This is a genomic window from Citrobacter sp. RHBSTW-00986, assembly GCF_013783065.1.
Lineage (GTDB): Bacteria > Pseudomonadota > Gammaproteobacteria > Enterobacterales > Enterobacteriaceae > Citrobacter > Citrobacter braakii.
The window spans coordinates 4,019,703-4,035,822 of the sequence record NZ_CP056200.1 but is presented as its reverse complement, the minus strand read 5'-3'; the positions used below and the strand labels follow the sequence as shown (position 1 = coordinate 4,035,822).

Here is a 16,120-nt window from a genome sequence, read left to right as displayed (position 1 = left end):
TTGAGTTGCAGCCTCAAATCCCTTCGCCGGCATTATCCGGATCAGGTTCGACGGGTATCTCTCAGCCCATACACTTCATCATTCACGCTGCCTCTGTGTTGGCTGCGTTACTCGGCCCATCTCCGGGCCTCGCCCCTTCGGGGCCGCTGCAAGCAGCGTTCAAATCTGCTCCCGGCAGATTTGTCGCTCACCCCAGTCACATAGTTATCTATGCTCCGGGGGACTCACTCGCTTGCCGCCTTGATGCAGCGTGAATGATTTTGTGTATGTTTTTATTTAGCACCCCGTTGAGAACGGCGTTAGTGTAATGATTTTGTTGTTATGCGGCAATCAAGAGCCGGATCTAAGGATCCGGTGGTGCAAACCACGCTGATTTAAAATCAAACCAGCCGAGGGTGTTCATGCGTAATCCGCGCATACTGCGCTGTCCTTGAATGATGAGCCAGTGGTGGATCAGCGGCACAATGGCCTTTGTGGCGAGCAGCTGTTGGCACCATGCCGCCAGGCTCATTTCGCCCGTTCGCCAGCGGGCCGCATCGTTTTCCCAGTCCCGCGAGATACAGTTTTGCAGCAACGGGACTTCGCACAAATGGGCGAACAGCGAGAAATCCAGCGGTAGGGTAAAGTTGGCGCTGTTGAGCCAGATATCGCTGACGATTTCACCCGCATGCCACTGATCGTAGTCGATCTCCTGAATATTTAACTGTACCTGATGCTCTGCCAGCAACGTCTTCATGATCTGCGCGATAATCCGATGTTCGATGTGATCGCGATAGTAGGTGATCGTCAGCGTTTCCAGTCCGGCGGGTTTTTCACCATGGCCGGGTTTGGCATGGTGCCAGCGGGGGAGCAAACCGTAGGCGGGAAACCACAGTCGCTGGAACTGTTCGTCGGCGTGGCAGATGAGATGGGTTGGCGAAAGAACGCGGCTAACCCAATCGCGAACCTCCTGATTAGCGCCACGGTGGGTGCGCGCATCAAACAGCAGGTAGTAGCATCCTTCCTCGAGGCGGCTTTCGATCGCCTTTTCATCCTCCGTGGGGCCTTTTAGCGTCAACCCACCGCCAGGCTCTTCACCGATATCGGGTAAAACCCAAACGTTAACTTCGTCGATCAGCGCCCGGTAGCCAAAGTAATCATCAAATGCATGAATTTTCAGTTGGTTATTGGTATTGCGCATCACCGCATAGGGACCAGTGCCAATTGGGTGGCTGGAGAAGTTGCTGAGCGTCTCCCATTCTCGCGGCAGGATCATGGCGGGGACTTGCCCCAATAGCCAGGGAAGCCAGCGGTCGGGTTGGGCGAGATGGATATCCAGCGTCCAGGCCGTGGGAGAAACGATCTGCGTGATGTGCGAGTACAGCGGCAGGGCGTTAATGCGCATCAGCGAGGTGATGACATCTTCCATTTCCAGTTCGCGGCCATGATGAAAATGAATCCCCGGACGCAGGAAGAATCGCCAGTGTAAAGGTGAAATCTGCTGCCAGTGATGGGCGATGTCCGCTTCCAGTTCCCCATTTTCCTCATTTACCCGAATTAAGGCGCTGAAGATTTGCCGGGCGATATGAGTTTCTGAACGGCGTAGCGCCGTACCGGGAAGCAGGTTGTGCATGGGACGATAATAGAGAACGCGCATGATGTGCCGCCCCTGGCGAAAACTGCGTCCCAGGTGCGAAACCAGCATCTGTCGTACGGCCGTTTTGTCACCGACCAACTGCACCAGTTGATCGATGCGATCCTGTTCCAGCAGGTCTTCTGCCCGCTGCTGCTGGAGTGCCAGCCCGGTATAGAGGAAAGTCAGGCGCGAGCGTTTACCTCGCCCAACTTCGGCTTCCCACGTTAACCAGCCGCGTTCTTGCATGGTATTGAGCAGGGTACGCATATGGCGGCGCGAACAACTCAGCAGCTCCGCCAGCTCGTTCAGCGTCGTGTCTTGCGTTTTGCCGTCACAGCATTGCCACAGACGGATGAACTGTTGTTGCAGACGACCAGAAGACATAAAAGGGGAACTCCTGCGAAAAACTCAGCAATTTTATTATCCCTATATTAAGCCAATAATAGATTCCGATGAAGCGATGAGACAACGAAGGGGTCATCTATGCGTCAGTTCTGGTTGAAATACTTTACCGCGACAGAAAAATCGTCCTGGTTGGCTTGCCTGAGCGCACCGCAGCGCTTAAAGATGCTCGAAGAACTGATGCAGTGGGAGGTGACAGCCTGACTCCTGAATTGGGAATTGCAGACATCATGTGTGACTGAGTATTGGTGTTAATCGCCGCGCCAGCAGATAATCACTGCTGGCTTTTTTTGTTTCTGCTGCGCTAAAAGGAACTGTAATGCTCTGGATTATGACCATGGGACGGCGCCTCAACGGCGTTTACGCGGCATTTATGCTAGTCGCTTTTATGATGGGCGTAGCAGGTGCATTGCAGGCACCCACGCTGAGCTTGTTCCTGAGCCGTGAAGTCGGGGCGCAGCCGTTTTGGGTCGGGCTGTTTTATACCGTCAATGCGATTGTCGGGATCGTTGTCAGCCTTGGCCTCGCGAAACGATCCGACAGCCAGGGCGACAGGCGCAAGCTGATCATGTTCTGCTGTCTGATGGCAATCGGAAACGCGCTGCTGTTTGCGTTTAATCGCCACTATCTCACGCTTATCACCTGCGGTGTGCTGCTGGCCTCGCTGGCGAATACCGCCATGCCGCAGCTGTTTGCGCTGGCGCGGGAATACGCTGATAACTCCGCGCGTGAAGTGGTGATGTTTAGCTCGGTGATGCGTGCGCAGCTTTCGCTGGCCTGGGTAATTGGACCGCCGCTGGCCTTCATGCTGGCGCTGAATTACGGCTTTACGGCGATGTTTTCCATTGCCGCAGGGATTTTCGCCATTAGCCTGGTGCTGATTGCGCTGATACTGCCGTCAGTCACACGGGTGGAGCAACCTGTTGACGTACCGCTGGAACAGACCGGCGGTTGGCAGGACAAAAATGTGCGCATGTTGTTTATTGCCTCCACGTTGATGTGGACCTGCAATACCATGTACATCATCGATATGCCGCTGTGGATAAGCCTTGAGCTGGGGTTACCGGACAAGTTGGCCGGGATCCTGATGGGGACGGCGGCTGGGCTGGAAATTCCGGCGATGATCCTGGCGGGCTACTATGTGAAGCGCTTTGGTAAACGGCGAATGATGATCGCGGCCGTCGCGGCTGGCGTCCTGTTTTATCTTGGTTTGATCTTCTTTCACAGCCGCACGGCGCTGCTGGTGCTGCAACTGTTTAATGCAGTATTTATCGGTATCATCGCCGGGATAGGAATGCTGTGGTTTCAGGATCTTATGCCCGGGCGTGCGGGGTCAGCGACCACATTATTTACCAACAGTATTTCAACGGGGGTCATTCTCGCGGGAGTGATTCAGGGGGCTGTTGCGCAAAGCTACGGTCACTTTGCCGTCTATTGGGTGATTGCGGCGATTTCTGTGGTCACGCTGGTGATGACCGGGCGGGTAAAGGACGTTTGATTTTTGGAGTGCCGGATGCGCTGCGCTTATCCGGCACCACAAGGACTAGCGCATAAACGCTGGCTGCTTGTCTTCGTACTCGGTGATGGCTGCTTCATGCTGCAGCGTCAGCCCGATGCTGTCCAGACCGTTCAGCATGCAGTGGCGGCGGAAGTCGTCGATTTTAAAGCTGTAGGACTTATCGCCCGCTTTCACCACCTGCGCTTGCAGATCCACTTCAAATTTAATGCCCGGATTGGCTTTCACCAGGGCGAACATTTCATCTACCTGTGCATCGCTCAGGGTCACCGGCAGCAGTTGGTTATTGAAGCTGTTGCCGTAGAAGATGTCAGCGAAGCTTGGCGCGATCACTACTTTAAAGCCGTAATCGGTCAGCGCCCATGGCGCATGTTCACGGGAAGAGCCGCAGCCAAAGTTTTCCCGCGCCAGCAGAATTGACGCGCCTTTATATTCCGGGAAGTTCAGTACGAACTCTGGGTTAGGCTGTTGCCCTTTTTCATCCAGAAAACGCCAGTCGTTAAACAGATGAGCGCCAAAACCGGTGCGCGTAACCTTCTGCAAAAACTGTTTGGGAATAATCGCGTCGGTATCCACGTTGGCGGCATCCAGTGGGACAACCAGGCCGGTATGTTGGGTAAATTTCTCTGCCATGGTAGTTTCCTTATTTGATGCTGCGAATGTCGGCAAAATGACCGGTAACGGCGGCAGCGGCGGCCATGGCCGGGCTGACTAAATGCGTGCGACCACCGCGGCCCTGGCGGCCTTCAAAGTTACGGTTGCTGGTGGATGCACAGCGCTCGCCTGGGTTCAGGCGGTCATTGTTCATGGCCAGACACATGGAACAGCCCGGTAAACGCCATTCAAACCCGGCTTCGATGAAGATCTTGTCCAGACCTTCCGCTTCAGCCTGCGCTTTCACCGGACCAGAACCCGGCACAACCAGCGCCTGTACGCCTGGCGCAACTTTGCGCCCTTTGGCGATTTGGGCCGCAGCGCGTAAATCTTCAATACGCGAGTTGGTACAGGAACCGATAAACACTTTATCGATGGCCACTTCTGTTAACGGAATGCCCGGTTTCAGCCCCATATATGCCAGCGCTTTTTCAGCCGATGCGCGCTCAACGGGATCGGAAAATGACGCCGGGTCGGGAATATTATCGTTCACCGAGATGACCTGACCCGGGTTCGTACCCCAAGTGACCTGCGGTGCGATCTCTTCTGCCTGCAGGGTAACGACGGTATCAAACGTCGCGTTGTCGTCGGTTTTCAGCGTTTTCCAGTACGCAACCGCGTTGGTAAAATCCTCACCCTTCGGTGCGTGTAAACGCCCCTGCACATAGTTAAAGGTGGTTTCATCCGGTGCGACCAGACCCGCTTTGGCGCCCATTTCAATGGCCATGTTGCACAGGGTCATACGGCCTTCCATGCTCAGCGCACGGATGGCTTCGCCACAAAATTCAACGACGTGCCCGGTACCGCCTGCACTACCGGTTTTACCGATAATCGCCAGCACGATATCTTTGGCGGTAATGCCAGGTGCTGCCGTGCCGTTAACTTCAATCTTCATGGTTTTGGCACGCCCCTGTTTCAGGGTCTGCGTCGCCAGAACGTGTTCAACTTCAGAGGTGCCAATACCAAAGGCCAGCGCGCCAAACGCGCCGTGTGTGGCGGTGTGGGAGTCGCCGCAAACGATGGTCATACCCGGCAACGTCACGCCTTGCTCAGGCCCCATCACGTGGACGATCCCCTGATACGGGTGGTTCAGGTCGTACAGTTCGACGCCAAATTCATTGCAGTTTTTGATCAATTCCTGCATCTGAATACGCGCCATTTCGCCGGAAGCGTTAATGTCTTTGGTTTGCGTGGAGACGTTATGGTCCATGGTGGCAAAGGTTTTACCCGGCTGGCGCACCTGACGTCCATGCGCACGCAGGCCATCAAACGCCTGCGGAGAGGTCACTTCATGCACCAGATGTCTGTCGATATACAACAGCGGGGTTTCGTTTTGCGCTTCGTAGACGACGTGCGCATCGAACAATTTTTCGTATAACGTTTTGGCCATGATTACACCCCTTCTGCGACGTAACGGGCAATAATGTCACCCATTTCATCGGTACCGACTGCGGCAGCGCCACGGGCTAAGTCACCGGTGCGAATGCCTTCTTCTAATGCGCGGTTGATGGCGCTCTCAATTGCGGTTGCCGCATCATTGGCGTCCAGGCTGTAGCGCAGCAGCAGCGCCAGCGAAAGGATTTGGGCGATAGGGTTAGCAATGTTTTTCCCGGCGATATCCGGAGCGGAGCCGCCAGCGGGCTCGTACAGACCAAAGCCCTGCTCATTCAGGCTGGCGGACGGTAACATCCCCATTGATCCGGTGATCATGGCGCATTCGTCAGACAGAATGTCGCCAAACAAGTTGGAGCACAGCAGCACGTCGAACTGGGATGGATCTTTGATCAACTGCATCGTCGCGTTGTCGATGTACATATGCGCCAGCTCAACATCCGGATATTCATTAGCAATTTCATTGACGATTTGGCGCCACAGAATAGACGTTTGCAGTACGTTGGCTTTATCAATCGACGTGACTTTGCGGCGACGCTGGCGAGCAGATTCAAACGCGATACGTGCGATACGCTCGATCTCGAAACGGTGATAAACCTCGGTATCAAAGGCTTTTTCATGTTGTCCGCTGCCTTCGCGGCCCTTTGGCTGACCGAAGTAGATACCGCCAGTCAGTTCGCGCACGCACAGGATGTCGAAACCGTTTGCGGCAATATCTGCGCGCAGAGGGCAAAATGCTTCCAGACCCTGGTACAGCTTAGCCGGGCGCAGGTTGCTGAATAATTTGAAGTGTTTACGCAACGGCAGCAGCGCGCCGCGTTCAGGCTGCTGGTTTGGTGGCAGATTTTCCCATTTCGGGCCGCCAACGGAGCCAAACAGAATGGCGTCGGCTTGCTCACAGCCTTCAACCGTCGCAGGCGGCAGCGGCTGACCATGGTTATCGATAGCGGCACCCCCCACGTCGTAGTGGCTGGTGGTAATGCGCATGTTAAAACGGTTGCGGATTGCGTCCAGTACCTTCAGGGCTTGCGCCATCACTTCCGGGCCAATACCGTCGCCCGGCAAAACAGCAATATGATAATTCTTCGACATCACACGGTTTCCTTGTTGTTCTCGTTGTTCTGAGCTTTGCGTTGCAATTCTTTTTCGACTTCTTCGGCGCGCCAAATGTTGTTCAGCACATGAACCATCGCTTTCGCGGACGATTCGACGATATCCGTTGCCAGACCGACGCCGTGGAAGCGGCGACCGTTATAATTAGCAACGATATCCACCTGGCCCAGCGCATCTTTACCGTGCCCTTTGGCGGTCAGGCTGTATTTCACCAGTTCGATGTTGTACTCGGTCACACGGTTGATGGCCTGATAAATGGCATCGACCGGACCGTTGCCGTTCGCCGCTTCGGCTTTGACTTCTTCACCGCAGGCCAGCTTGACGGAGGCGGTGGCGATGTCATTTGAGCCGGACTGCACGCTGAAGTAATCCAGACGGAAATGCTCCGGCTCTTCCTGCTGTTTATTAATAAAGGCCAGCGCTTCCAGGTCGTAATCAAATACCTGACCTTTTTTATCCGCCAGCTTCAGGAATGCGTCGTACAGGTTGTCCAGGTTGTATTCATTCTCTTTATACCCCATCTCGTCCATACGGTGTTTCACCGCGGCGCGTCCGGAACGGGAAGTCAGGTTCAACTGCACCTGGTTCAGACCGATGGATTCAGGCGTCATGATTTCGTAGTTTTCACGATTTTTCAGTACGCCGTCCTGATGGATGCCAGAGGAGTGGGCAAAGGCGCCGCTACCGACAATGGCTTTGTTGGCCGGAATGGGCATGTTGCAGATTTGGCTGACTAACTGACTGGTACGCCAGATTTCCTGGTGATTAATGCGGGTCTGTACGTTCAGGATATCTTTGCGCACTTTGATCGCCATGATCACTTCTTCCAGTGAGCAGTTACCGGCGCGTTCGCCGATACCGTTCATCGTGCCTTCCACCTGGCGAGCACCGGCGTGGACGGCCGCCAACGCGTTGCCAACGCCCAGACCTAAATCATCATGGGTGTGCACGGAGATGATGGCTTTATCGATATTCGGTACGCGTTCATACAGACCAGAAATGATTGCTCCGAATTCGAAAGGCATGGTGTAGCCAACGGTATCGGGGATATTGATAGTTTTGGCTCCCGCATTAATCGCGGCTTCGACCACGCGGGCCAGATCGGCAATAGGGGTACGGCCAGCATCCTCGCATGAGAACTCCACGTCATCCGTATAATTACGCGCACGCTTCACCATGTAGACTGCTCGCTCGATCACTTCATCCAACGTGCTGCGCAATTTCGTCGCGATATGCATCGGCGAGGTGGCGATGAACGTATGAATGCGGAAAGCCTCAGCGACCTTCAGAGATTCTGCGGCAACGTCGATATCTTTTTCTACGCAGCGGGCTAAGGCGCAAACGCGGCTGTTCTTCACCTGACGAGCGATGGTTTGTACGGACTCAAAGTCACCCGGTGAAGAGACCGGAAAACCGACCTCCATCACGTCAACGCCCATACGCTCGAGGGCCAGCGCAATCTGCAGTTTTTCTTTCACACTCAGGCTCGCCTGTAACGCCTGTTCACCGTCACGTAAGGTGGTATCGAAAATAATGACTTGCTGGCTCATGGTTTAGGTCCTTGGTCTTTAGGGCGCCTTGCTTCGAGCATAAAAAAACCCGCGCAACGGCGCGGGTTTTTTGTCTTAACTGGAGCTGACTTAATGCTGAATGTCGTCCACCAGTCTACCGCGCAATGAGAATGCGTTTAGTAGTAGTAGACCGATAAAACGAGCAATGTAAGTCATCAATCAAGCTCCAGGCGAATGCGATATGCTTTTAGTGGTACTAGATATGAAGACTGATGTCAACCCCATTCCCTGCAAATGCTCCCGTTAAGGGGGAAAGTTTCTGATAAACTTAAGCGAATTGTGCTGAATTTCCCAGGGTATATAAAATTAATCATCTGATCGTTGAACATGTTTTTCACGGTTTGACATATTTAAGCATATTTATTTGCATTTATGGCAACGGAGAACTGAAGATAACGCCTCGTTTGGGATTTCATATCTTTATGATTTATCAGCTTTTATATTCATTCTGAATGGATGAAACCAATGTGTTACCCAATAATTGATAAATTAATGTTAACTTTTAATGTGTTAATAATAGAAATGTTTAATTAAAACTTAAATACGTATTCACTGTGCGTATGATTGTGTATTTGCCACGCTTATGGTTATATTGTTTTCGAAATTTAAACATATGAATCATCGCGCAGTGACATCTGCCGCACTACGCTTGTGGTGTTCTTTTGTACATTTAGATTTGTGCCTTTATGTTTTCCTAATTTTAATGTTTTTCCTTTTTCTTATTTTATATGCATGGTAAATCATATTAACGGAGATTATTTCTGCACTCCGTCTGGGAAAAGGGAGTTTAGAGTGACAGTGGAGTTAAATATGCCAGAAGTAAAAATAATAGATAAATCTAATCTCATAGAGATGGGGAAGCCACAGCTTCGCATGGTTGATCTTAATTTATTAACTGTTTTTGATGCGGTGATGCAGGAACAAAATATTACGCGTGCTGCACATACGCTGGGGATGTCGCAACCCGCTGTCAGTAATGCGGTCGCACGCCTGAAAGTCATGTTTAACGATGAGCTTTTTGTTCGTTATGGCCGTGGAATCCAGCCGACAGCAAGAGCCTTCCAGCTGTTTGGCTCCGTTCGTCAGGCATTGCAATTAGTGCAGAATGAACTGCCTGGTTCCGGCTTTGAACCTACCAGCAGCGAGCGTGTATTCAATCTTTGCGTATGCAGTCCATTGGATAATATTCTTACTTCGTTGATTTATAATCGAGTTGAACAAGTCGCGCCGAACATTAATGTCGTTTTTAAATCTTCACTAAATCTAAATACCGAGCACCAATTACGTTATCAGGAAACTGAGTTTGTTATTAGCTATGAAGAATTCCGTCGTCCGGAATTTACCAGTGTTCCGTTATTCAATGACGAAATGGTGTTAGTGGCAAGCAAAAAACATCCGCGCATTAGTGGCCCATTGCTGGAAAGCAATCTCTATCATGAACAGCATGCCGTGGTTTCGCTCGATCGCTTCGCCTCATTCAGCCAGCCGTGGTATGACACACCGGATAAACAATCCTGCGTGGCTTATCAGGGAATGGCATTAATCAGCGTGCTTAATATTGTGTCGCAAACGCACCTGGTCTCTATTGCGCCGCGTTGGTTGGCGGAAGAGTTCGCCGATTCTTTAGAACTGCAGATATTGCCTTTACCTTTAAAATTGAACAGCCGCACATGTTATCTTTCCTGGCATGAGGCTGCGGGGCGCGATAAAGGACATCAATGGATGGAAGAACTGTTGGTCTCCGTCTGTAAGAAGTAGCCGCTGGCAGAATAAATCGGGGAATACATCTGGTTTATTCTGCTTTTATCTTTATATCTAAAATTTTGTGCTGAACTCGACTTTTTACGTATGTCCGAAAGTGTAAAAAAATAGACTAATTGCTGTAAGTCCCCCTTTTTAAGCGATTATTTATCATATCAATTGCTTATGCTGGTTTAATTCTCCATTTATTCAATTCTTACCTCCGTTTTATTCTTATTTACTCCAGTGCCACCCCTTCGGAGTCAATTGCCATGCGTCATCGTCAGCGGTTAATGTGTTGTTAAACCGTAATTCATTATAAGAGTGAGGCAAGCCATGGAGATGTTGTCTGGAGCCGAGATGGTCGTCCGATCGCTTATCGATCAGGGTGTGAAGCAGGTATTCGGTTATCCCGGGGGGGCCGTCCTCGATATTTATGATGCATTGCATACGGTCGGCGGTATTGATCATGTGTTAGTCCGTCATGAGCAAGCCGCAGTACATATGGCTGATGGCCTGGCGCGTGCCACGGGAGAAGTGGGCGTCGTTTTGGTCACTTCCGGACCAGGGGCAACCAATGCGATCACCGGGATTGCAACGGCATATATGGATTCCATTCCGTTGGTGATCCTCTCTGGCCAGGTCGCCACCTCCCTGATTGGCTACGATGCCTTCCAGGAGTGCGACATGGTGGGTATATCCCGCCCGGTGGTAAAACACAGTTTTCTGGTTAAACAAACGGAAGATATCCCGCAGGTGCTGAAAAAAGCCTTCTGGCTGGCGGCAAGCGGTCGTCCGGGGCCGGTGGTGGTGGATTTGCCGAAAGATATTCTGAATCCGGCGAAAAAACTGCCTTATAGCTGGCCGGAGTCGGTGAGTATGCGTTCGTATAACCCGACAACGACCGGGCACAAAGGACAGATAAAACGTGCTTTGCAGACGCTGGTCGCGGCGAAGAAACCGGTTGTCTATGTTGGTGGTGGCGCGGTGAATGCCGCCTGTCACGAACAACTGGGGCAAATTGCCGAAGCACTTAATCTGCCGGTTGTCTCCTCGCTGATGGGGTTAGGCGCGTTTCCGGCCACGCATCGCCAGGCGCTGGGAATGTTGGGCATGCATGGTACTTACGAAGCGAATATGACCATGCATCATTCTGATGTGATCTTTGCCGTCGGCGTTCGTTTTGACGATCGAACGACCAATAATCTGGCAAAATATTGCCCGAATGCGACCGTGCTGCATATTGACATCGATCCGACCTCTATTTCAAAAACCGTCACTGCGGATATTCCGATTGTGGGCGATGCTCGCCTGGTGCTGGATCAGATGCTTGAACTGCTGCCGCAGGAGAAATCGCAGCAGCCGCTGGATGATAACCGTGACTGGTGGCAACAGATCGAACACTGGCGCGCTCGTCAGTGCCTGAAATACGACACGCAAAGTGAAAGTATTAAACCGCAGGCGGTGATTGAAACCATCTGGCGTCTGACGAAAGGGGATGCATACGTGACCTCTGACGTTGGCCAGCATCAAATGTTTGCCGCACTTTACTATCCGTTCGATAAACCACGCCGCTGGATTAACTCAGGCGGCCTCGGCACCATGGGATTCGGTTTACCCGCGGCGTTAGGGGTGAAAATGGCGCTGCCGGATGAAACAGTGGTGTGCGTCACCGGGGATGGCAGCATTCAGATGAACATCCAGGAACTGTCGACGGCGCTGCAATATGAGCTACCGGTACTGGTGCTCAACCTTAACAACCGCTATCTCGGCATGGTCAAACAGTGGCAGGACATGATTTACTCCGGGCGTCACTCCCAGTCTTACATGCAGTCGCTACCCGATTTTGTGCGCCTTGCTGAAGCTTATGGGCATATCGGTATCCAGATTAATCATCCAGGCGAACTGGAGAGCAAGCTGGGCGAAGCGCTGGAACATGTGCGTAACCATCGCCTGGTGTTTGTTGATGTCACCGTCGACGGCAGTGAGCATGTCTACCCGATGCAGATTCGTGGGGGCGGGATGGACGAAATGTGGTTAAGTAAAACGGAGAGGACCTGATTATGCGCCGGATATTATCAGTATTGCTGGAAAACGAGTCGGGTGCATTGTCACGTGTGATTGGCCTCTTCGCCCAGCGCGGATACAACATTGAAAGCCTGACCGTCGCGCCGACTGACGACCCGACCTTATCGCGGATGACGATTCAAACGGTAGGGGATGAGAAAGTCCTGGAGCAGATCGAAAAGCAGCTACACAAACTGGTGGATGTTCTGCGCGTCAGCGAACTGGGGCAGGGCGCCCACGTTGAAAGAGAAATCATGCTGGTGAAAATCCAGGCCAGCGGCTATGGCCGGGAAGAGGTGAAACGCAACACGGAGATATTCCGTGGGCAAATCATCGATGTTACGCCGTCGATCTACACCGTACAGCTGGCGGGCACCAGCGATAAGCTGGATGCGTTTCTGGCAACGCTACGGGAAGTCGCCAAAATCGTGGAAGTTGCACGTTCCGGCGTGGTGGGGCTTTCCCGCGGCGATAAAATTATGCGCTAACGCTTACCTGACCTACGCGAGATGCATTGGCTATCGGTTGCTTTTTTTTGCGAAATCAGCAGTAACCAGAGACAAAAGCGGTTGCCGCAGTCATTATTCTGCGCTTAGATGTTAAGAAGTTTAACCCATGCCATCTCAAAGGTTATGGTTTGTACATTTTACGCAAGGGGCAATTGTGAAACTGGATGAAATCGCTCGGTTGGCCGGCGTTTCGCGAACGACTGCAAGCTACGTTATTAACGGCAAAGCAAAGCAATACCGCGTAAGCGACAAAACGGTTGAAAAAGTCATGGCGGTGGTGCGTGAGCATAATTACCACCCGAATGCCGTGGCGGCCGGGCTGCGTGCTGGACGCACACGTTCTATCGGGCTGGTGATCCCGGATCTCGAGAACACGAGCTATACCCGGATTGCAAACTATCTGGAGCGCCAGGCGCGTCAGCGCGGGTATCAACTACTGATTGCCTGCTCTGAAGATCAGCCGGATAACGAAATGCGCTGTATTGAGCATCTTTTACAACGTCAGGTTGATGCCATTATCGTTTCGACTTCCTTGCCGCCTGAACATCCGTTTTATCAGCGCTGGGCGAACAGTTCATTCCCGATTGTGGCGCTGGATCGCGCGCTGGATCGTGAACATTTCACCAGCGTGGTGGGCGCAGACCAGGATGATGCGCAGATGCTGGCGGAGGAGTTACGTAAATTCCCTGCTGAAACCGTGCTCTATCTGGGGGCGCTTCCTGAATTGTCCGTCAGTTTCCTGCGCGAACAGGGTTTCCGTACCGCGTGGAAGGACGATCCGCGTGAAGTGCATTTTCTCTATGCCAACAGCTATGAGCGGGAGGCGGCCGCGCAGTTATTTGATAAATGGCTGGAAACGCATCCAATGCCTCAGGCGCTGTTTACCACGTCGTTTGCCCTGTTGCAGGGGGTGATGGATGTGACCCTGCGCCGCGACGGGCAGTTACCGTCTGATTTAGCGATTGCGACTTTTGGCGACCACGAGCTGCTCGACTTCCTGCAGTGCCCGGTTCTGGCGGTGGCGCAGCGCCATCGAGATGTCGCGGAACGCGTGCTGGAGATTGTGTTGGCAAGCCTGGATGAGCCGCGTAAACCCAAACCAGGTTTAACGCGTATACGGCGTAATTTGTACCGTCGCGGTATTCTAAGCCGTAACTAAGTTGCCTCAATTGATGATGTCGGCGGATAAGCCTCTGACATCATCAATTATCCCGTTCTCGGAAATAACCGCATTATAATTAAGAATATTCTTTAGAATTATCTGAAATTGATTCTTCTATTATGCCGAATTAAAAATGCAACTATCCATTTTTGGGTAATTGAGACGTAACGATGCGTTACGGTTGTATTATTTTGTTACAAGCATGTAGGGATTTGCCGAATTAACAAACACTTTACTGGTGTGTTGCGACAATCTCGCCCTTATCTCGCTCCTGTGCGGCGTACAGACTGATTAACTGGTACTGTTATCTCGCTGCATATTGTCCTAAAATGCCGCTCGCGTCGCAAACTGACACTTTATATTTTTCTTTTGATGATATTCAGTTGTTTTAAACAATCATGAGTTGTTGGATTTTTTCTTACAAATATTCATGACGTTAATTTGCTTCGTTTGCTGTACGGAATTTGTTCAACGCTGATATTAGCCGTAAACAATGGGTTTTTTGCTCCGCTAAGCGCCGTGACTTGCTTGACAAGGTTTTCCTCCGCTCCGTAAACTCCTTTAAGTGGGAATTTGTGGGATAAAGTGGTAATCGGGGGTGAGGCTGGCATGTTCCGGGGAGCAACGTTAGTTAATCTCGACAGTAAAGGGCGCTTATCTGTGCCTACCCGTTATCGGGATCAACTGCTCGAGAGCGCTACCGGTCAAATGGTTTGCACCATTGACATCCATCACCCGTGCCTGCTGCTGTACCCCCTGCCTGAATGGGAAATTATCGAGCAGAAGTTATCGCGTCTGTCGAGCATGAATCCAGTTGAGCGTCGCGTACAGCGCCTGTTGTTGGGTCATGCTAGCGAATGTCAGATGGATAGCGCTGGCCGATTATTGATAGCGCCCATTCTGCGGCAACACGCAGGGCTAACGAAAGAAGTGATGCTGGTTGGGCAGTTCAATAAGTTTGAGCTGTGGGATGAAACGACCTGGTATCAACAGGTCAAGGAAGATATCGACGCTGAGCAGTCTGTTACCGGCGCGCTGTCGGAACGATTGCAGGATTTGTCTCTATAAAATGATGGAAAATTATAAACATACAACGGTGTTGCTGGATGAAGCCGTAAACGGCCTGAATATTCGTCCAGACGGCATCTACATTGACGGGACATTTGGTCGCGGTGGTCACTCACGTCTGATCCTCTCGCAACTTGGCGAAGAGGGGCGTTTACTGGCCATCGATCGCGATCCGCAGGCGATTGCCGTTGCAAAGACGATTACCGATCCCCGTTTTTCCATCGTCCATGGTCCTTTTTCTGCGCTGGCTGATTATGTCGCCGAGCGCGGACTTACCGGTAAGATCGACGGGATTCTTCTCGATCTTGGGGTTTCTTCTCCACAGCTTGATGATGCTGAGCGCGGATTCTCATTTATGCGTGACGGTCCGTTAGATATGCGTATGGACCCAACACGCGGTCAGTCAGCGGCCGAATGGCTGCAAACCGCCGATGAAGCAGACATTGCCTGGGTGATTAAAACCTTTGGCGAAGAGCGCTTCGGCAAACGTATTGCTCGCGCCATCGTAGAGCGCAATCGCATCGAACCGATGACCCGCACTAAAGAGCTGGCGGAAGTGATTGCGGCGGCAATGCCGGTGAAAGACAAATTCAAACATCCCGCGACCCGTACCTTCCAGGCGGTGCGCATTTGGGTGAACAGTGAACTGGAGGAGATAGAGCAGGCGCTAAAAAGCTCGCTCAGCGTGCTGGCACCAGGTGGTCGCCTTTCGGTAATCAGTTTCCATTCGCTTGAAGATCGCATTGTGAAACGCTTTATGCGCGAACAAAGCCGTGGTCCTCAGGTTCCGGCTGGAATACCGATGACCGAAGCGCAGATCAAAAAGCTGGGCGGCCGTGAGTTAAGAGCACTAGGCAAGATGATGCCGGGTGAAGAAGAGGTAGCTGAAAATCCTCGTGCCCGTAGTTCAGTTCTGCGTATTGCAGAGAGGACGAACGCATGATCAGCAGAGTGACAGAAGCCCTCAGCAAAGTTAAAGGATCGATAGGAAGCAACGAGCGCCATGCCTTGCCTGGCGTGATCGGTGACGATCTTTTGCGGTATGGGAAGCTGCCACTCTGTCTGTTCATTTGCATTATTTTGACGGCGGTTACCGTCGTGACAACAGCACACCATACGCGGTTACTGACCGCGCAGCGTGAGCAGCTGGTTCTGGAGCGAGATGCGTTGGATATCGAATGGCGCAACTTGATCCTTGAGGAGAACGCGCTCGGCGACCATAGCCGTGTTGAACGGATCGCAACGGAAAAGCTGCAAATGCAGCATGTTGATCCCTCACAAGAAAATATCGTAGTACAAAAATAAGGATAA

General features: G+C 52.0%; 15 protein-coding genes and 1 riboswitch. Of the genes, 9 read left to right on the top strand and 6 right to left on the bottom strand.

Annotation, left to right across the window (positions count from 1 at the left end; translation table 11 throughout):
- Nucleotide 1: 1 nt before the first annotated feature.
- A riboswitch (TPP riboswitch) is annotated at nt 2-104 on the bottom strand.
- 239 nt (nt 105-343) lie between these two features.
- A complete protein-coding gene (gene sgrR, locus HV345_RS19560; RefSeq protein ID WP_016155682.1) occupies nt 344-1,999 on the bottom strand; it encodes an HTH-type transcriptional regulator SgrR in 1,656 nt (551 codons plus the stop codon).
- 99 nt (nt 2,000-2,098) lie between these two features.
- On the opposite strand from sgrR, the gene sgrT reads away from it, so the two are divergent.
- Complete coding sequence (gene sgrT / locus HV345_RS19555; RefSeq protein WP_016151681.1) at nt 2,099-2,221, top strand: glucose uptake inhibitor SgrT; 123 nt, start codon at nt 2,099-2,101, stop codon at nt 2,219-2,221.
- Nucleotides 2,222-2,336: 115 nt separating this feature from the next.
- On the top strand, nt 2,337-3,515 hold the full coding sequence (locus HV345_RS19550) for a sugar efflux transporter (RefSeq protein ID WP_019078362.1): 1,179 nt from the start codon (nt 2,337-2,339) through the stop codon (nt 3,513-3,515).
- Between the two features lie 45 nt (nt 3,516-3,560).
- Here the strand turns inward: HV345_RS19550 and leuD are convergent, their stop codons facing one another.
- The 5 genes from leuD to leuL form a co-directional block, all read right to left on the bottom strand.
- Nucleotides 3,561-4,166 (bottom strand): 3-isopropylmalate dehydratase small subunit, encoded by a 606-nt coding sequence (gene leuD, locus HV345_RS19545; RefSeq protein WP_016155684.1) that lies wholly within the window; start codon nt 4,164-4,166, stop codon nt 3,561-3,563.
- A 10-nt stretch (nt 4,167-4,176) separates the two neighbouring features.
- Nucleotides 4,177-5,577, bottom strand: a complete 1,401-nt coding sequence (gene leuC / locus HV345_RS19540; RefSeq protein WP_016155685.1) for a 3-isopropylmalate dehydratase large subunit — start codon at nt 5,575-5,577, stop codon at nt 4,177-4,179.
- Nucleotides 5,578-5,579: 2 nt separating this feature from the next.
- Nucleotides 5,580-6,671 carry a 3-isopropylmalate dehydrogenase gene (leuB, locus tag HV345_RS19535; protein WP_016155686.1) on the bottom strand — a complete coding sequence of 364 codons (1,092 nt, stop codon included), beginning with the start codon at nt 6,669-6,671 and terminating at the stop codon, nt 5,580-5,582.
- Complete coding sequence (gene leuA, locus HV345_RS19530; protein ID WP_181635949.1) at nt 6,671-8,242, bottom strand: 2-isopropylmalate synthase; 1,572 nt, start codon at nt 8,240-8,242, stop codon at nt 6,671-6,673. Before leuA ends, leuB begins: the two co-directional genes overlap by 1 nt.
- Nucleotides 8,243-8,332: 90 nt before the next feature.
- Nucleotides 8,333-8,419, bottom strand: a complete 87-nt coding sequence (leuL, locus tag HV345_RS26740) for a leu operon leader peptide (RefSeq protein WP_049269161.1) — start codon at nt 8,417-8,419, stop codon at nt 8,333-8,335.
- 654 nt (nt 8,420-9,073) lie between these two features.
- On the opposite strand from leuL, the gene leuO reads away from it, so the two are divergent.
- From leuO to ftsL, 7 genes are all read left to right on the top strand, one after another.
- A complete protein-coding gene (leuO, locus tag HV345_RS19520; RefSeq protein WP_016151687.1) occupies nt 9,074-10,021 on the top strand; it encodes a transcriptional regulator LeuO in 948 nt (315 codons plus the stop codon).
- A gap of 318 nt (nt 10,022-10,339) precedes the next feature.
- A complete protein-coding gene (gene ilvI / locus HV345_RS19515; protein WP_016151688.1) occupies nt 10,340-12,064 on the top strand; it encodes an acetolactate synthase 3 large subunit in 1,725 nt (574 codons plus the stop codon).
- Nucleotides 12,065-12,066: 2 nt separating this feature from the next.
- Nucleotides 12,067-12,558 carry an acetolactate synthase small subunit gene (gene ilvN, locus HV345_RS19510; RefSeq protein ID WP_003829566.1) on the top strand — a complete coding sequence of 164 codons (492 nt, stop codon included), beginning with the start codon at nt 12,067-12,069 and terminating at the stop codon, nt 12,556-12,558.
- 175 nt (nt 12,559-12,733) lie between these two features.
- A complete protein-coding gene (gene cra / locus HV345_RS19505; RefSeq protein ID WP_016151689.1) occupies nt 12,734-13,738 on the top strand; it encodes a catabolite repressor/activator in 1,005 nt (334 codons plus the stop codon).
- Between the two features lie 612 nt (nt 13,739-14,350).
- Nucleotides 14,351-14,809: a division/cell wall cluster transcriptional repressor MraZ gene (gene mraZ / locus HV345_RS19500; RefSeq protein ID WP_005124560.1), complete on the top strand. Its 459-nt coding sequence runs from the start codon at nt 14,351-14,353 to the stop codon at nt 14,807-14,809.
- A 1-nt stretch (nt 14,810) separates the two neighbouring features.
- Nucleotides 14,811-15,752 carry a 16S rRNA (cytosine(1402)-N(4))-methyltransferase RsmH gene (rsmH, locus tag HV345_RS19495; RefSeq protein WP_016151690.1) on the top strand — a complete coding sequence of 314 codons (942 nt, stop codon included), beginning with the start codon at nt 14,811-14,813 and terminating at the stop codon, nt 15,750-15,752.
- On the top strand, nt 15,749-16,114 hold the full coding sequence (gene ftsL, locus HV345_RS19490; protein ID WP_006686695.1) for a cell division protein FtsL: 366 nt from the start codon (nt 15,749-15,751) through the stop codon (nt 16,112-16,114). Before rsmH ends, ftsL begins: the two co-directional genes overlap by 4 nt.
- The last annotated feature ends 6 nt before the right edge of the window (nt 16,115-16,120 follow it).